Source organism: Thermus tengchongensis (assembly GCF_021462405.1).
Classification (GTDB): Bacteria; Deinococcota; Deinococci; order Deinococcales; family Thermaceae; genus Thermus; species Thermus tengchongensis.
This window is the reverse complement of record NZ_JAKEDU010000002.1, coordinates 108,198-122,706: the sequence shown is the minus strand read 5'-3', so window position 1 is coordinate 122,706 and position 14,509 is coordinate 108,198. Positions and strand designations below refer to the sequence as shown.

Below are 14,509 nucleotides of genomic sequence, written 5' to 3'. Positions count from 1 at the left end.
ATGGCCACCCGGTACCGCTTCGGGGTAGAAGAGTTCGAGCGCCTCTTTCAGGGGGTAAAGCACCTGGAACTCCTAAGGGGGGAGATCTACGAGATGAGCCCCATTGGTCCCAGACATGTCTTCACCGTAGCTCGGCTGGACAAGAACCTCCAGGTCCTTTTGGGGGAGGAAGCCCTCATCACCGTGCAGTCCCCCCTGCGCATCCCTCCCCACTCTGAGCCTGAACCAGACCTCCTGGTGCTGAAGCCCCCCTTAGAAGCCTACGCGGAGCGCCTTCCCGAGCCCCAGGACGTCCTCCTCCTCATCGAGGTGGCCGACACCAGCCTGGAGCATGACCGGGCCAAGCTCGCCCTCTACGCCGAGGCCGGCATCCCCGAGGTCTGGATCGTGAACCTCCAGGAGGGCCTCCTCGAGGTCTACCGCGAACCCCAAGGCAGCCGCTACCGCCTGCGGGAGCTGGTGCCCCCTGGGGAGGCCAAAGCTCCCCTGGCCTTCCCCCACCGGCCCATCCCCTGGTCGTGAAGCGGGTGGAGCTTTTCACCGACGGGGCCTGCCTGGGCAACCCCGGGCCCGGGGGCTGGGCGGCGCTGCTACGCTACGGGGGCCGCGAGCGGCTCCTGGCGGGAGGAGCCCCCTGCACCACCAACAACCGCATGGAGCTCACCGCCCTCCTTCAGGGCCTAAGGGCCCTCAAGGAGCCCTGCGAGGTCCACCTCTTCTCCGACAGCCAGTACCTGGTGCGGGCCCTTCGGGAGTGGCTTCCCGCCTGGCAGAAGCGGGGGATGCGCAAAGCGGACGGAAAGCCCGTGGAAAACCAGGACCTCTGGGAGGCCTTGCTTCCGGAGCTCGCCCGCCACCGCGTCCTCCCCACCTGGGTGCGGGGGCACAACGGCCACCCGGAAAACGAGCGGGTGGACCGGGAGGCGAGGCGCCAGGCCCAGCGGCAAAAGGCCCTGTCCCAAACCCCCTGTCCCCCCAAGGGGGCTACGCTTTTTCCCCAATAAGCAGAAAAACGTTATACTAAAGCCATGCTAGGCCAGTCCACGAGCCGCCTCGAGAGCAAGCTCCGCCCGGAGGAGCGGGAAGGTCCCGTCTACAAGGCCAACAAGGACGCCTGGGTGGCCCTGGTGCGGGACTTCAGGGAAAGCCTGGAACGGGTGCGCCAAGGGGGCGGACCCAAGGCCGTGGAGCGCCAGCACAAAAAGGGGCGCCTCACCGCCCGGGAGCGCATCGCGAGGCTTTTAGACCCGGGCACGGAGTTCTACGAGCTCATGGCCTTTGCCGGGTGGGGGATGTACGAGGAGTGGGGCGGGGCCCCGGCCGGAGGGGTCATCACCGGGCTCGGGCAGATCCAGGGCCAGACCTGGATGATCATCGCCAACGACGCCACGGTGAAGGCGGGAGCCTTCTTCCCCATCACCGCCAAGAAGGTGATCCGGGCCCAGACCATAGCCTTGGAAAACCGCATCCCCACCCTCTACCTGGTGGACTCCGCCGGGGTCTTCCTGCCCCTCCAGGACGAGGTCTTCCCCGATCAGGACGACTTTGGCCGCATCTTCTACCTCAACGCCCGCATGTCCGCCCTGGGCATCCCCCAGATCTCCGCCATCATGGGGAACTGCGTGGCCGGAGGCGCCTACCTGCCGGTGATGACCGATGTCCTCCTCATGACCGAGGGGAGCGGCCTCTACCTGGCGGGGCCCGCCTTGGTGAAGGCGGCCATCGGGCAGGAGGTGACCAGCGAGGAGCTGGGCGGGGCCCGCATGCACTACGAGGTCTCGGGGACCGTGGACTTCTACGAACCAAACGACGAAGCGGCCATAGAGAGGATCCGAAAGCTCATCGCCCTCTACCCGCCCCCCAGGCTCGCCCCCTGGGCAGAAGGGCGCAAGGAGCCTAAAGAACCCCTCTACCCCGCGGAGGACCTCTACGGCCTCATCGCCCCCGACGGTTCCCGCCCCTACGACCTCCGGGAGGTGATCGCCCGGCTGGTGGATGGCTCGGAGTTCCTGGAGTACAAGGGGGGGTACGGGGAAACCCTGGTCACGGGCTTCGCCCGCATCGGGGGCTTCCCCGTGGGCATCGTGGGCAACCAGCGCCTCGTGCTGAAGAAGAAGGGCCGGATTGAGGTGGGCGGGGTCATCTATGCGGAGGCCGCGGACAAGGCGGCCCGGTTCATCCTGGAGGTGAACCAGATGGGGATCCCCCTCCTCTTCCTCCAGGACGTGACGGGCTTCATGGTGGGGAAGGAGTCGGAGCAGGCGGGCATCATCCGCCGGGGGGCCAAGCTGGTGAACGCCGTTTCCAACTCCGTGGTGCCCAAGATCACCCTGATCCTGGGAGGCTCCTTCGGGGCGGGGAACTACGCCCTGGCGGGCAAGGCCTACGCCCCCAGGTTCATCTTTGCCTGGCCCAGCGCCAAGTACGCGGTGATGGGCGGGGCCCAGGCGGCCAAGACCCTCTTGGAGCTGGAGGTGGAGAAGCTGAAGCGGGAAGGCAAGGAGCCTTCGGATGAGGAACTCAAGGAGCTCTACGAGCGCATCAAGGGCCGCTACGAGGAGACCCTGGACCCCCGCTACGCCGCCGCCCGGCTTTGGGTGGACGGCATCCTCTTCCCCCACGAAACCCGGAAGTGGCTCATCCGGGCCCTGGAGTGGGTGGCCCTGAACCCGGAGCGGGAGCCCCTCCGGGTGGGGGTGTTCCAGGTCTAAGGCCACCTCGCCCCAACAGGGTCAGGGTGGGTGCCAGGGCCAAAACAAAGAGGAGGGTCCATGGAAAAGGTGAAGTGGGTGGAATGCCCCCGGGATGCCTGGCAAGGCTTTTCCCGCTTCATCCCCACCGAGGAGAAGGTGGCTTTCCTAAAGAGGCTCCTGGAGGCGGGCTTCCGCCACCTGGACCTGACCAGCTTCGTCTCCCCCAAGTGGGTGCCGCAGATGGCGGACGCGGAGGAGGTTCTGGCCGCTTTGCCGCCCCCGGAAGGCCGCACCTACCTGGCCATCGTGGCCAACGAGCGGGGCCTGGAAAGGGCGCTAAAGGCCCCAAACCTCACCCACGTGGGCTACCCCTTCTCCCTCTCGGAAACCTTCCAGCGCAAGAACACGAACCGCTCCATAGAGGACTCCTGGCCCCTGGTGGAGGCCATGGTGCGGGCGGTGGAGGGGAGGCTTGGCCTGGTGGTCTACCTCTCCATGGCCTTCGGCAACCCCTACGGGGACCCCTGGAGCCCCGAGGCCGTCCTGGAGGCCATCGGCAGGCTTAGGGAGCTGGGGGTCAAGGAGATCGCCCTGGCGGACACCTATGGGGTGGCGGAGGCCGGGCGCATCCGGGAGGTGCTCCAGCAAGCCGCGGCCCGCTTCGGAGCCGAGGGCCTGGGGGCCCACCTCCACGCCCGGCCCGAGGGGGTCTTGGAAAAGGTGGAGGCGGTCCTCGAGGCAGGGGTGCGCTGGCTGGAGGGAGCTTTGGCGGGGGTGGGGGGCTGCCCGTTTGCGGGGGACGAGCTGGTGGGCAACCTACCCACGGAGAAGGTTCTGCCCCACCTCGAGGCCCAAGGCCTCACCACGGGGGTGGACATGAGAGCGCTCCCCCTCTTAGCGGAGGAGGCAGCCCGGCTCCGGCTCCTCTACGGCTGAGCGCCCGAGATCATCCACGCGATTTTGTACCTCCTGGAAAACAGCATAACGGTGTCGCCGACCAGAACAGGATACCGTGGGACCCCTTGGATGTACTGGATCCACCGCAGCTTCATCTTTCCATCGCCTCCTCAGCCCGGATGGCTTTGTTGGAACCCCACCTCCCCGCTCCCCTATTGCGCACCGCGCACCCTGATGTAGAGCAAGAGCGCCGCGATGAGGGCGGTTGCCGAACCACCCAAGATCAAGAGCGTTTGGACACCGAACCTCTGGAGAACCGCACCGGCACTCAGGAACACGACCACAGGGATGACCCGTAGGGCCGCATACTGAACAGCAAAGGCCCGGCCCAGGACCTCCGAAGGCAGGGTCCGCTGCAGGATGCTGGCCGTGTAGACCGAAACCAATTCGGCCGTCAGACCGGCGAGCGCCACCGCCAGCAACCACCCCTCCAGTCCCCCGACGAAGCCCAGGGACCCCACCAGGAAGCCGAACAGGACCGTGGCAAGTCCGGACAACCGGTGCTCGTCCATCCGCCTCGCCAGTGGAGCGGCTATCAGGGTCGCAGCGATGGCCCCGAGCGCCATCGCCCCGGTGAGGAACCCATAGCCAGCGGCGCCGTGGCGCAGGACCTGTTCAGAAACAACGGGCAGGGCTATGACCAGAACCGGAATACCGACGTTGACCACCACCAGATCGGCCATGGCGAGCAAAGCCGCGCCGTGGCGGCGCAGGATACCCACCCCACTCACGAAATCCTGCAGTACCCTTGGCCGCCGGCCCCGCACCACTAGGGATTCCCCGTCCATGCGACGGATCGGCAACAGAGCCGCCGACGCCACAGACAAGGCCGCATTCGCCATGAACGTGTACGCCGGGCCTACCCAGGCTAAGAGTACGCCCGTCATAACCTTGCCAAACAGGTCGCACGCGTTGCGGCTCAACCTGAGCAGCGCGTTGGCGCGTGTCAAGTCCACCTGGTCAACGATGGTCGGGACCACAGCCCCGGCTGCGACGGTAAGAAAACTGGCGGTTACCGCATGGGCCACCACAGCAAGGTACAGGTGCCACGCCTGCAAGTTGCCCAGGAGCGACAGCCCAGCCACAACCAGACCGAGCAGGGCCCGGAAACTTTCCGCAACGAGCATCACTTTTGTCCTTGAAGCGGCGTCCGCGTAAACACCAGCAAAGGGAGCCAGCAGCAGCGAAGGGACAACCTGGACGGCAAAGGCCAGCCCAAGTTGTAGGGCGCTGCCCGTCAGCTGAAACACCAGCCACGGGACGGCAAGGGAGAACACGTTCTCGCCAATGCGGGACGAGGTCCTGCTGAGGAAAAAGTAGGAGAAGGTGGGGTTTCGGGCGAAAAGCGCAAGCCCCAGCCTGGTCATCAAGGTGGCTATGGCTTCACGCCGTTTCATGCCGATTTCCTTATCCCAGGCTACCAGCGAAAGAGGGTGTGCCGCCGCATCTGCCCCCCCCGGGGCCGGGGGGTGCGCAGAGCAACTCCTGGTTTTAACCCCTCACCGTCTCTTGCACCCAGTGGGGGCTACTCAGGGTGATCTTTGGCAAGATACTTAGCGGGGAGCCCCCACTCGGCGTGGTAGACCACCAAGAAGCGGGACCTCTCTATCGGGTCCTTGGCCTTCTCGACCCGCTGCCACAAGGCCGTTAAAGGTCAGGTGGTCGGCTACGGTCATAGGCGAAGGATCCAACAAGAACGGGTATCAGGCGGCCCGCCTCAGGTAGATGCCATGGTCGGTGGGGTTGGCGATGGCGTTCACCCGGACAAGGAGCTCCTCGGGAGGAAGGCCGAGGAGGGCGGTCATCTCCCCGGGAGAGACCACGGCCTCGTAGAACCTCCGCGCCCCCCGCTCCAGGAGGAGGGCCACCAGCTCCGAGAGGGCCGCCTCGCCCCCGGGAAAGGCCGGGCCGAAGGCGTCGGGGGTGAGGAGGTCCTTCTTGCCCCCGTGGATCACCACCGCGTAGCGGGCCTCCTCCCGCCGGTCTTGCCAGTCGGTGATGAGGTAGACCTTGGCCTCAGGAAAGCGCACGCCCTTAAGGGCCTCCTTGAGGGCCTCGAGGGTCAGCCGGGGAGCAGCGCGCAAGCCCACGCGTTCCATGCTTCCCATCTTACGGCCACCCCCCAGGGACAGGGGTCCTCAGCCCAGGAGCTTGCGGGCGTAGATCACCTGGCCCGCATGGTGCTGGGCATGCTCCACCAGGTGGTGGAGGAGGTGGGCCCTGGGGGCCTTGAGCCCTTGGGTGCCCACGGAGACCTCCTGGGCAAGTTCCTCCTCCCTAAGCCCTCCGAAGGCGGAAAGGAGCCTGGCCCAGGCCTCCCGGAAGCGGGCCACCACCCGTTCCTTGGCCTCGGGCTCGCCCAAAAGCTCCCACTCCCGCCCCTTCTTGGCCCAGTCGGGAAGCTCCTGGGGGAAGGCGTAGGAAAGAAGCCGCAGGGAGCTTCCCGCGATGTGGCGCACCAGGCCGCCGATGGGGTTCACCCCCTCCTTGGGCCGCCACCAGAAAGCCTCCTCGCCCAGGTCAAAGGCCCACTTTTCCAGGTGGGCCTCCACCTCCTTCAGGCCCTTGATCCAGGCGGAGACCGCCGGGGGCACCCCCGGCTCCAGGGGTTCCAGAAAGGGCGCCGGCATGCTCCCATGCTACACCCCGTAAACTGACGGGCGTGGAGGCCTTGGTCCTACTGGCCCTCCTAGCCGGGGTGGCCTACCTCCTCGCCCGGCGGAGGACCCCTCCCGCCTGCCCCCGGTGTGGCCTGCCCCGGGCGTTGGCCCTGGAGGTTTCCCGCCACCGGCGCTTCTGCCCCCAGGTGGCCTTCCGCGCCTGCCCTTTTGACCCCAGGAAGGGGGTGTACCGCCAAAGGCGATGAACCCGGTGGAAGCCCATTGGCTGGCCCTCGAGGCGGGCCTCGCCGACTACCTGAGCCGAAAGGGCGTGGTCCCCTCCTGCCGGGCGGGGTGCTTCGCCTGTTGCTTCGGCCTGGTGACCCTCTCCCGCCTGGAGGGGGAGGCCCTCCTCCCCCACCTTACGGAGGCGCAAAGGGCGCGCCTTCGGGAAGAGGGCCCTAAGCGGCTGGCCCTCCTCAAGGAGGGCAAGGACGATCCCCGCTTTCCGAGTCGCTTCTTCAGGGAGCGAAGGCCCTGCCCCCTTCTGGAGGGGGGCCTCTGCGGGGTCTACCCCTTTAGGCCCCTGGCCTGCCGCGGCCTTCTCACCGCCGGGGATCCCGCCTTCTGCCAGCCGGAGGCCCAGGCCCCCGAGGGACACTTCCTCCAGACGCCCTGGCGCATGGCCCACCGCCGCATGGAGGCGCTTTGGGAGGAGGAAGGACAGCGCTACGGCTTCGCCGTGATCGGGGAGCTTGCGGGCCTCCTCTACCTCCTCCTCGAGGGCCTGCCCGAAACGCGGAAGGAGGTGGCAGGCCTCCTGGAGGCCCTGGGCGTGCTGGGGGGGCGGTGGGGGTTCCAGGTGGTGGAATATCCCTTACCCTGATGCCACCAGGGTGGGGACCCCGATGGATGCCATCGTATGCTGAACCCTCCCCCCAGCAGGGGGCTTGGGCACCCTTTCACCGGGGCCCCCACATGGACTTGGTCCGCGTGGGGTGGTATCAGACGGTCCAGTCCTCCAGCCGCAAGCCCGGGACCTGGCGGAAGGCCTGGTCGGCGCTCACCAGCACCAGGTCGTGGGCCTTGGCCGTGGCGGCGATCCAGAGGTCGTTGGCCCCTAAGGGCCTCCCCGCCCGCTCCAGGTCCAGGCGAAGCCAGCCGTAAGCCTCGGCCACCCGTTCGTCGATGGGCAGCACCCGCACCAAGCTGGCCAAGCGCTCCACCCGCCTTAGGTTGGCCTCCACCTTGGCGCTCTTCCTGGCCCCGTAGGAGAGTTCACCCAGGGAAACGGCGGAGATGGCCAACCGGGGCTCCCGCCAGGCCCGCTCCACCACCCGGGGATGCCCCTTGAGGTAGGCGATCCAGGCGTTGGTGTCCAAGAGGTAGAGGGTCACAGGAGGCCCTCGCGGACTTCCGGCTCCCCCTGAGGCGGACGCTCAAGCTCCCCCTCCCAGCTCCCTGCCAGGGCATAGAACTCCTCCCGGTGCGGCAGGGCGTGGCGTTCCAAAAGCTCGCGAAGGTAGGCGGAGAGACTCATTCCCCGTGCCTCCGCCTGCCGCCTCAGGGCCTCGTAGACCTCTTTGCGCAAGTAGGTGTGCACTTGGGGCATACCCTGAGTATACCTAGGCCAAATACATGGGGCCGGAAAGAGGGCGGCCCAAGAGGCCGCCTTTGGCGGAGGGGGCGGGATTCGAACCCGCGAGGCCCCTTGCGGGGCCTACCGGTTTTCGAGACCGGCCCGTTCAACCGCTCCGGCACCCCTCCCTGAGCCGGGCGAAGAAGTCCTTTAGGAGCTTAGCACACTCCCCCTCCAAGACGCCACCCCGCATCCCGCCCCCCTGGCCAAAGCGGGTGAGGGCCCCTTCCTTCAGGTTCTCCGCCCCGTAGACCACCTCCACCCCGGCCTCCCTCAGGGCGTGGTGGCACATGCGGCAGGGCTCGAGGGTCACGTAAAGCCTCCCTCCCCGGGCCCACCTGCCCATCCGGCGCAGGAGGAGCATCTCCGCGTGGGCCGTGGGGTCTTGGGTGGCCTCCACCCGGTTGTGGTCGGCGTGGACCTCCTCCCCCACCACCAGCACCGCCCCCACCGGCACCTCCCCCTCCCGGAAGGCCGCCCGGGCCTCCTCTAGGGCCAGGGCCATGAGGCGCTCCTCCTCAGGGGGCGGGAAGAGGCCCAAAACCTCCAGGACCCGCCTCCCTTCCGCCCGCACGGGCCAAAGCCCCTTGAGCTCCTTGGGCACCCCCTTCTCTGCCAGGAAGTCCCGGAGGCGCTTCCTCCCAAAGGGCCTTTCCAGGTAGTCCCCCGGCTCCGGCCGGCGGAAGCCCGGGGGCAGGGGCAGCTTGGGCTCAGGGGGGATGAGGAAGAGGGTGCCTCCCTTGCGCCTTGCGGTGTGCCCGCCCGGGAGGGTGGCGGCCTTGCCCGAAAGGGCCTCCTCCAAAAGGGCGATGAGCCTCCCCTCGGGCCTGAGGTCCAAGGCCTCCAGCACCCGCCTCAGGGCCCGCCGGCGCAGAACCGGAGGGGCCTCCAGGAGAGGCACCGCCCGGAAGGCGGGCACGAAGAAACGGGGGTCGGGGAGGAGGCGGGCCTCGGCTTCCCGCTCCAGGTGGGCATCTTCCGCCTCCCGCACCCCGGCGAAGCGGCAAAGGGCCTCCTTGGCCCGGGGAAAGCGCCCCTCCAGTAGGGGAAAGACCACCAGACGAAGGTAGTTCCGGTCCAGGGCCGGGTCCTGGTTGGAGGGATCCTCCCGCCACGCTTCCCCCAGGGCCTTTAGGTACGCCCTTAACTCCTCGCGGCGAAAGGCCAAAAGGGGCCGCACCACCAGCCCCTCCTTTTCCCGGATACCCAAGCCCCGGGCCGTGCCCTGGAGGAGCTTGAGGAGCACGGTTTCCGCCTGGTCGTCCAGGGTGTGGGCGGTGAGGATGGCCTTGGCCCCCACCTCCTTGGCCACCCGGTGGAGGAAGGCGTAGCGCACCTCCCGGGCCACCGCCTCCAGGTTCTCCCCCCGCCTCTCGGCGATCCTCCCCACCTCCACCCGCTCCCCGAAGAAGGGAAAGCCGAGCCGCTTCGCCAAGGCCCGCACGAAGGCCAGGTCCTCCCCGCTTTCCGGGCGCAGGGCGTGGTCCAGGTGGGCCACCACCGCCTCCCGCCCGGCCCGCCGCACCAGGTGGGCCAAGGCCACCGAGTCCCCTCCCCCAGAGACCGCCAGCACCAGGGGGTCCTTGGGAGCCAGCCGGGCGAGCCGCGCGCGAAAGGCCTCTTCCAGTTCCCCGGGAAGCGCCTCAGGCAAGCCGGGCCACCTCCGCCTTCAGGGTGGAAAGGCAACAGCGTCCCAGGGGGTTCCTCTGATCGCAGGCACAGCGCTTGGCCCTTACCCCCTCCTCCACCTGGGCCACGGGGTCCAGCCCGTGGCTTAGAGCCTCCGCCAGGCCCTCCCTAGCCCAGCCAAAGCAGTAGCAGATGAGGGAAGCCCCCTTTTCGTAAATGGGAAAGCGCACCTCCTCCAGGGTGTAAACCCCCTCCTGCCCGTAGTAGACCACGGGACAGGCGGGGTCCTGGCAGAGGTAGTGGGGGCTTTCGGGGTCGAGCCGGGCGAGGGCTTTCCCGGTGAGAAAGTTCTTCACCGTTTTCAGGGGCACCTCGAGGCCCGCCTTGCCGTCTTGCGGGCATACCATGCTTCCACTATAGCGGCGGTATCCTAACGCCATGAGGATTCGCTTCCGGGAAAACGGCCCCTACGTCCTGGACCTGCCCGAGGGAACCCCCTTCCGCCTGAACGGGGAGGAGATGCGGCTAGAAAGGGCCAAGCTGGCCCTTTGCCGCTGCGGCCAGTCCGGAAACAAACCCTTCTGCGACGGGAGCCACAAGGAAGTGGGGTTCCAGGCGGAAAAGGGGGAGGTGGAAACGGCACCTTAGGGGCTCCCCAAAGGCCCGAAGGACGAGAGCCCAGCCCCAGGGCCCCTGGACCAGGAAACACTTCCTCTGCCCTTCCCCGGGAGCCCCTCGAGGGCTGCGGGCTCCACTGCCTCACTCCTGGGGCAAGGGATGCCCCTCCCCGTCTGGCCGCCCCCCAAGCCTTGCCGGTTGATGGGGCCTAGGCCTTTCCCCTTGCTTGCGCCAAGGGCTCAGCCCGGAAGCGGGACCCCGCGGCTGCGGGGGGGAGGCAGGAAGGACCTCGCCGCGCCCACGGGCCTCCTCCAAGAGCTGGCGGTACACCACCTCGTAGCGCTCAGCCATCGCTGAACTGGAAAAGTTCTGCTCCACGTGGAGCCGGCACGCCCTACGGTCCAGCTTGTCCACCCGCTTGACCGCTTCCACCATCTCTTCCACAGTGCGCGAGCGGCAGATCCACCCTGTAACCCCCTCCTTAACCACCTCCTCCACCGAACCCCCAGGAAAGGCCACCACTGGGGTGCCGCAAGCCATGGCCTCAGCCATGACCAGTCCAAAAGGTTCGGGCCAATCAATGGGAAAAAGGAGGGCTAAGGCCCCCCTTAGGAGCTCGGCCTTTTGCTGCTCGTCCACCTCACCCAGGTACTCCACGCCCGGCGTGCTCAAAAGGGGCAGGAAGTTGACCTCTGCCCACGCACGGTCCGCGGGGTCGATCTTGGCGGCAATTTTAAGGGGAAGGCCAAGGCGCCTGGCCACCTCAACGGCTTGGATCGGCCCCTTTTCCGGCGAAATCCGCCCCAGAAAAACCAGGTAGGGCGGATCCGCAGGCTCGGAGGAGAAGGAAAAGTTCTCAAGACGAATACCGTTATAGACCGTGGCCTGCCAGCGCAGGGAGAGGTCCCTCACGGGGGCCCGCTGGCTATGGCTGATGCTGACCAAGGGCTGTTCCGGGAAACGGGACAGGATCCGACGAATCTCTGGCAGATCCAAGCGGCCATGCAGGGTGGTCAGGGTGGGGGTTGGGCTATGGCGGGCGAAGGGAAAGGCCAAATAGTCCACGTGGGAGTGGATGATGTCAAAACGGTCCGCCTGGGCGTAGACCTCCTCCAACATGGCTATGTGGAGAGCCAAACCATCCCTGGCCCCCAAAAGGCGCAATCCCCCCTCCGCCATCGGCACCAGGCGGGCGCTGGTGCGGGAGTCCGCCGAGGCGAAAAGGGTAACCTCATGCCCACGGCGCACCAGTTCCTCCACCAAGGCATGCACCACCCGTTCCGTTCCACCATAGAACTTGGGTGGAACGGCCTCATAAAGCGGCGCAATCTGAGCGATCCGCATGGCCTAACCCTCCTTTTTATCCCAGGGAAGGAGAACCGGGCGGTCCCCCAGGCTCGTCCGCCAAGGGGATGGCGCCGCCCCAACCCTTATTATAGAGCAGCTACTGGACCTCTTGGTCTCCAGCCTTCCTCCGCCAACGCTCAAGGACCCTTTTCCGGCCAGACCCCTCCTTCCATAGGGCCTGTTCTTGCGCCAAGGCCAGCATGGCCTGGGGGAACCCCACAGCCTGCACCTCGCCCTGGTTCACCTCCTGGTAGGCCTGAAGAAGAGCCGCCTCCAGAAAGTCTGCGGCCAGATCCACCCAAGCCTCCGCTCCTTCCCTCTCTTCTGCCGCCAGATAGAGGGCCCGCTCCAGGTCGTAGGCCAGCCGGGCCAGGTCCTGAAGGGGAAGGCCCCTACCCTCCCTACCCAAGGCCAGAAGGAAAACCTCCCCTCCGGCCTCCACAAAAGCCTCTAAACCGCGGTTCAGGAGGGGTACCCCCTCCCCCTCTCCCTCCGCCTCCCCCAAGGCCCGGTGCAAAAGGGCAAGCCGCACCCCCAAAAGCCGGGCCAGGGCCTCCAGCTCCCCGAGGGCATGGGCCACCAAACCTAAGGCCCCCTCCCCAACCGGGTGGTCTTGCAACCGGGCCAGGCCCTCCCCCGCCAGCCTTAAGGCGTAGGCAAAGGCGTCCTGGGGACGGGGGGAAGGGAGGGTACCGGTGAGGGCCAAGGCCCGCCGTTCCTGGCCTCGAGCCCGGTAAAGCCCCCCTACGGGCTTCAGAACCCAAGGGAGATCCAGGCGGGGCAAAAGGCGCTCCGTACGGTCCAGCCCCCCATCCTGGACCAACCCCACCTGGAGCCAAACCCCTTCCCCTGCCGCCAAACCCGGGCGGAGAAGCTCCAGGGCTTCGGGAAAGGGACCCGGATGACGACCCCGGTAGTGGGCCCTGAGGCTCCGGCCCTCAAACCCTTGGGCAAGCCTCCTCAAGAGGAGGTCGTAAAACCCGGGGTCCTGGGAGAGCTCAAAGAGGTATCCCCCTCCCCGCACTCGGGCGAAAAGCCCCGGGCCTTCCCCTTCCGGGCGCAGGGCAACGGGCAGAAAGGCCTCAAGGGAACCCTCCTCCCCCTCGAGGCGCAGGAGGGTGAGGTACAAAGGGGGCGCTTTCTGAAGGCGAAGGGCGTCTTTGAGCTCCACCCGCTCGGGCCTTAAGGCCAGCCAACTCCGCTCCCCAAGCACCCTACCCAAGGCGCTTAGGAAGGAAGCCCGGGCCCTTTCGTCCGCCAAGGTATCGATGAAAAGACCCTCCACGCCCCCGGAAAGGGACACAACGGGCAGGTCCTGGGGCGCCTCCACCTCCTCCTCGGTCGCCACCCAATCGGGAAGGTACAGGCGCTCCACTTCTGCCTTGGGCCTCAGGGTGAAGAGGATAAAGCCATGGGGACCCAAGGCCAGGCGGTAGCGGTCCTCCACTGGGGGAAAAGGGCTTTGGGAAAAGAGCTCCACCGGAACCAGGCCCACCTCCCCCTCCAGGGGCAGATCAAAGGCTTGGGAATACCGAGAGAGGTTGGCCACCACCAAGACCCTTTCTCCCTGGTACTCCCGTTCGTAGGCCAGGATGCGACGGTTTTCCACGGGCAAAAGGCGGAGGCTCCCACGGCCCAAAACCTTGGCGTAGCGGTTCCGGATGCCCAGGAGACGGCGGACGAAGTTGAGAAGGGAATGGGGATTTTCTTGTTGGGCCTCCACATTGACAAAGTGGTAGCTGTAGGGCCCTTCGCTCACCGGGGGAAGGAAGAGGCGGTGGTAGGGGGCCCGGGAAAAGCCCGCGTTCCGGTCGGCGGACCACTGCATGGGGGTCCTGACCCCGTTGCGGTCCCCCAGGAAAGGGTTATCCCCCATGCCGATCTCGTCCCCGTAGTAGAGGATAGGGCTTCCCTTTAGGGTGAAGAGGAGGGCGTGAAGCAGCTCAAACCGCCGCTTATCCCCACCCAGAAGGGGCATGAGTCTGCGGCGGATCCCCAGGTTGATCCGGTACCTGGGGTCGGGAGCATAAACCTCCCAGAGGAACTCCCGCTCCTCCTCCGTGACCTTCTCCAGAGTTAGCTCGTCGTGGTTACGCAGAAAAAGGGCCCACTGGGCGGTTTCCGGTATGCCTTCTGTTTCCTGAAGCATGGCCTCGATGGGGCCCCGGTCCTCCCGGCGCAGGGCCAGGAAAAGACGGGGCATCAGGGGGAAGTTGTAGGCCATGTGCACCCCATCCCCCTCCCCGAAGTAGGGGAGGGTCTCCTCGGGCCACATGTTGGCCTCGGCCAAGAGAACCTTACCGGGGCCATAGCGTTCCTCCAAGGCCTTGCGCAGGCGTTTCACCGCCTCAATGGTTTCGGGAAGGTTTTCGCAACTGGTCCCTTCCCGCTCGTAGAGGTAGGGGATGGCGTCCAGGCGGAAACCGTCCACCCCCATGTCGGCCCAGAAGAACATCACCTGGTGCATGGCCCGCTCCACCTCGGGGTTGTCCCAGTTGAGGTCGGGCTGGTGGTGGTAGAAGCGGTGCCAATAGTAGGCCCCGGCCACCGGGTCGAAGGTCCAGTTGCTGGGCTCGAAGTCCTGGAAGATGACCCTGACCCCCTTGTACTTGTCCGGGGTATCGCTCCACACGTAAAAGTCCCGCAAGGGGCTACCCGGCTTCCTGGCCTCCTGGAACCAAGGGTGGTCGATGGAGGTGTGGTTGAGGACCAGCTCAATGATGACCCGCATCCCCCTGGCGTGGGCCTCGTCCAGGAAGCGCCGGAAGTCCTCGAGGGTCCCGTGGACGGGCAGGATCTGGTAGTAGTCGGCGATGTCATACCCGTCGTCCCGCAAGGGGGATTGGAAGAAAGGCATGAGCCAGAGGGTGTTGACCCCCAAGGCCTCGAGGTAGGGGAGCTTCTGCCTCAGGCCCTCAAAGTCCCCGTAACCATCGTCGTTGGCGTCAAAGAAGGAGCGCACGTGCAACTGATAGATGACCGCATCCTTGTACCAAAGGGGATCCACGATCCCCAAGTATGCGCCG

At 66.7% G+C, this 14,509-nt stretch carries 16 protein-coding genes and 1 tRNA gene; 7 read left to right on the top strand and 10 right to left on the bottom strand.

Features of this window, described 5'->3' with window-relative positions; genetic code table 11:
- The 4 genes from L1087_RS02965 to L1087_RS02950 are packed head-to-tail and all read left to right on the top strand — an operon-like array spanning window position 1 to window position 3,629.
- Entirely contained in the window at window positions 1-522 is a 522-nt protein-coding gene (locus tag L1087_RS02965; RefSeq protein WP_234557558.1) for a Uma2 family endonuclease, read from the top strand.
- Window positions 519-1,004 carry a ribonuclease HI gene (gene rnhA, locus L1087_RS02960; RefSeq protein WP_038041717.1) on the top strand — a complete coding sequence of 162 codons (486 nt, stop codon included), beginning with the start codon at window positions 519-521 and terminating at the stop codon, window positions 1,002-1,004. Before L1087_RS02965 ends, rnhA begins: the two co-directional genes overlap by 4 nt.
- A gap of 24 nt (window positions 1,005-1,028) precedes the next feature.
- Window positions 1,029-2,711: an acyl-CoA carboxylase subunit beta gene (locus L1087_RS02955; protein ID WP_234557557.1), complete on the top strand. Its 1,683-nt coding sequence runs from the start codon at window positions 1,029-1,031 to the stop codon at window positions 2,709-2,711.
- 60 nt (window positions 2,712-2,771) lie between these two features.
- Window positions 2,772-3,629, top strand: coding sequence for a hydroxymethylglutaryl-CoA lyase (locus L1087_RS02950; protein WP_135260782.1), 858 nt, complete (start codon window positions 2,772-2,774; stop codon window positions 3,627-3,629).
- Between the two features lie 173 nt (window positions 3,630-3,802).
- Here L1087_RS02950 and L1087_RS02945 read toward each other — a convergent pair whose 3' ends face one another.
- The 3 genes from L1087_RS02945 to L1087_RS02935 form a co-directional block, all read right to left on the bottom strand.
- The gene (locus L1087_RS02945; RefSeq protein ID WP_234557556.1) at window positions 3,803-5,047 is read right to left on the bottom strand and encodes an MFS transporter; all 1,245 of its coding nucleotides are present in this window, start codon (window positions 5,045-5,047) and stop codon (window positions 3,803-3,805) included.
- A 306-nt stretch (window positions 5,048-5,353) separates the two neighbouring features.
- The gene (locus L1087_RS02940; RefSeq protein WP_234557555.1) at window positions 5,354-5,749 is read right to left on the bottom strand and encodes a DUF3197 domain-containing protein; all 396 of its coding nucleotides are present in this window, start codon (window positions 5,747-5,749) and stop codon (window positions 5,354-5,356) included.
- Between the two features lie 39 nt (window positions 5,750-5,788).
- Window positions 5,789-6,280 carry a DinB family protein gene (locus tag L1087_RS02935; protein WP_234557554.1) on the bottom strand — a complete coding sequence of 164 codons (492 nt, stop codon included), beginning with the start codon at window positions 6,278-6,280 and terminating at the stop codon, window positions 5,789-5,791.
- A gap of 32 nt (window positions 6,281-6,312) precedes the next feature.
- On the opposite strand from L1087_RS02935, the gene L1087_RS02930 reads away from it, so the two are divergent.
- Entirely contained in the window at window positions 6,313-6,516 is a 204-nt protein-coding gene (locus tag L1087_RS02930; protein ID WP_234557553.1) for a hypothetical protein, read from the top strand.
- Window positions 6,513-7,136, top strand: coding sequence for a YkgJ family cysteine cluster protein (locus tag L1087_RS02925; protein ID WP_234557552.1), 624 nt, complete (start codon window positions 6,513-6,515; stop codon window positions 7,134-7,136). Before L1087_RS02930 ends, L1087_RS02925 begins: the two co-directional genes overlap by 4 nt.
- A gap of 118 nt (window positions 7,137-7,254) precedes the next feature.
- On the opposite strand, the gene L1087_RS02920 is transcribed toward L1087_RS02925, so the two are convergent.
- The 5 genes from L1087_RS02920 to L1087_RS02900 all read right to left on the bottom strand — a co-directional run bounded on the left by L1087_RS02920 (window position 7,255) and on the right by L1087_RS02900 (window position 9,925).
- Window positions 7,255-7,647: a type II toxin-antitoxin system VapC family toxin gene (locus tag L1087_RS02920; RefSeq protein WP_038041704.1), complete on the bottom strand. Its 393-nt coding sequence runs from the start codon at window positions 7,645-7,647 to the stop codon at window positions 7,255-7,257.
- Window positions 7,644-7,862: a hypothetical protein gene (locus tag L1087_RS02915; RefSeq protein ID WP_038041702.1), complete on the bottom strand. Its 219-nt coding sequence runs from the start codon at window positions 7,860-7,862 to the stop codon at window positions 7,644-7,646. Before L1087_RS02915 ends, L1087_RS02920 begins: the two co-directional genes overlap by 4 nt.
- Before the next feature lie 63 nt (window positions 7,863-7,925).
- Window positions 7,926-8,017: transfer RNA gene (locus L1087_RS02910), tRNA-Ser, on the bottom strand.
- A complete protein-coding gene (gene tilS / locus L1087_RS02905; RefSeq protein WP_386083362.1) occupies window positions 7,996-9,540 on the bottom strand; it encodes a tRNA lysidine(34) synthetase TilS in 1,545 nt (514 codons plus the stop codon). Before tilS ends, L1087_RS02910 begins: the two co-directional genes overlap by 22 nt.
- Window positions 9,533-9,925, bottom strand: coding sequence for a hypothetical protein (locus L1087_RS02900; RefSeq protein ID WP_234557550.1), 393 nt, complete (start codon window positions 9,923-9,925; stop codon window positions 9,533-9,535). The genes tilS and L1087_RS02900 overlap by 8 nt, the downstream gene beginning before the upstream one ends.
- Window positions 9,926-9,956: 31 nt before the next feature.
- Here L1087_RS02900 and L1087_RS02895 point away from each other — a divergent pair, with 31 nt between their 5' ends.
- Window positions 9,957-10,166: a CDGSH iron-sulfur domain-containing protein gene (locus tag L1087_RS02895; protein WP_038041695.1), complete on the top strand. Its 210-nt coding sequence runs from the start codon at window positions 9,957-9,959 to the stop codon at window positions 10,164-10,166.
- Between the two features lie 111 nt (window positions 10,167-10,277).
- Here L1087_RS02895 and L1087_RS02890 read toward each other — a convergent pair whose 3' ends face one another.
- Window positions 10,278-11,480, bottom strand: coding sequence for a glycosyltransferase family 4 protein (locus tag L1087_RS02890; RefSeq protein WP_084584765.1), 1,203 nt, complete (start codon window positions 11,478-11,480; stop codon window positions 10,278-10,280).
- 100 nt (window positions 11,481-11,580) lie between these two features.
- Window positions 11,581-14,490, bottom strand: coding sequence for a maltose alpha-D-glucosyltransferase (gene treS / locus L1087_RS13150; RefSeq protein WP_326490692.1), 2,910 nt, complete (start codon window positions 14,488-14,490; stop codon window positions 11,581-11,583).
- Between the last annotated feature and the right edge of the window lie 19 nt (window positions 14,491-14,509).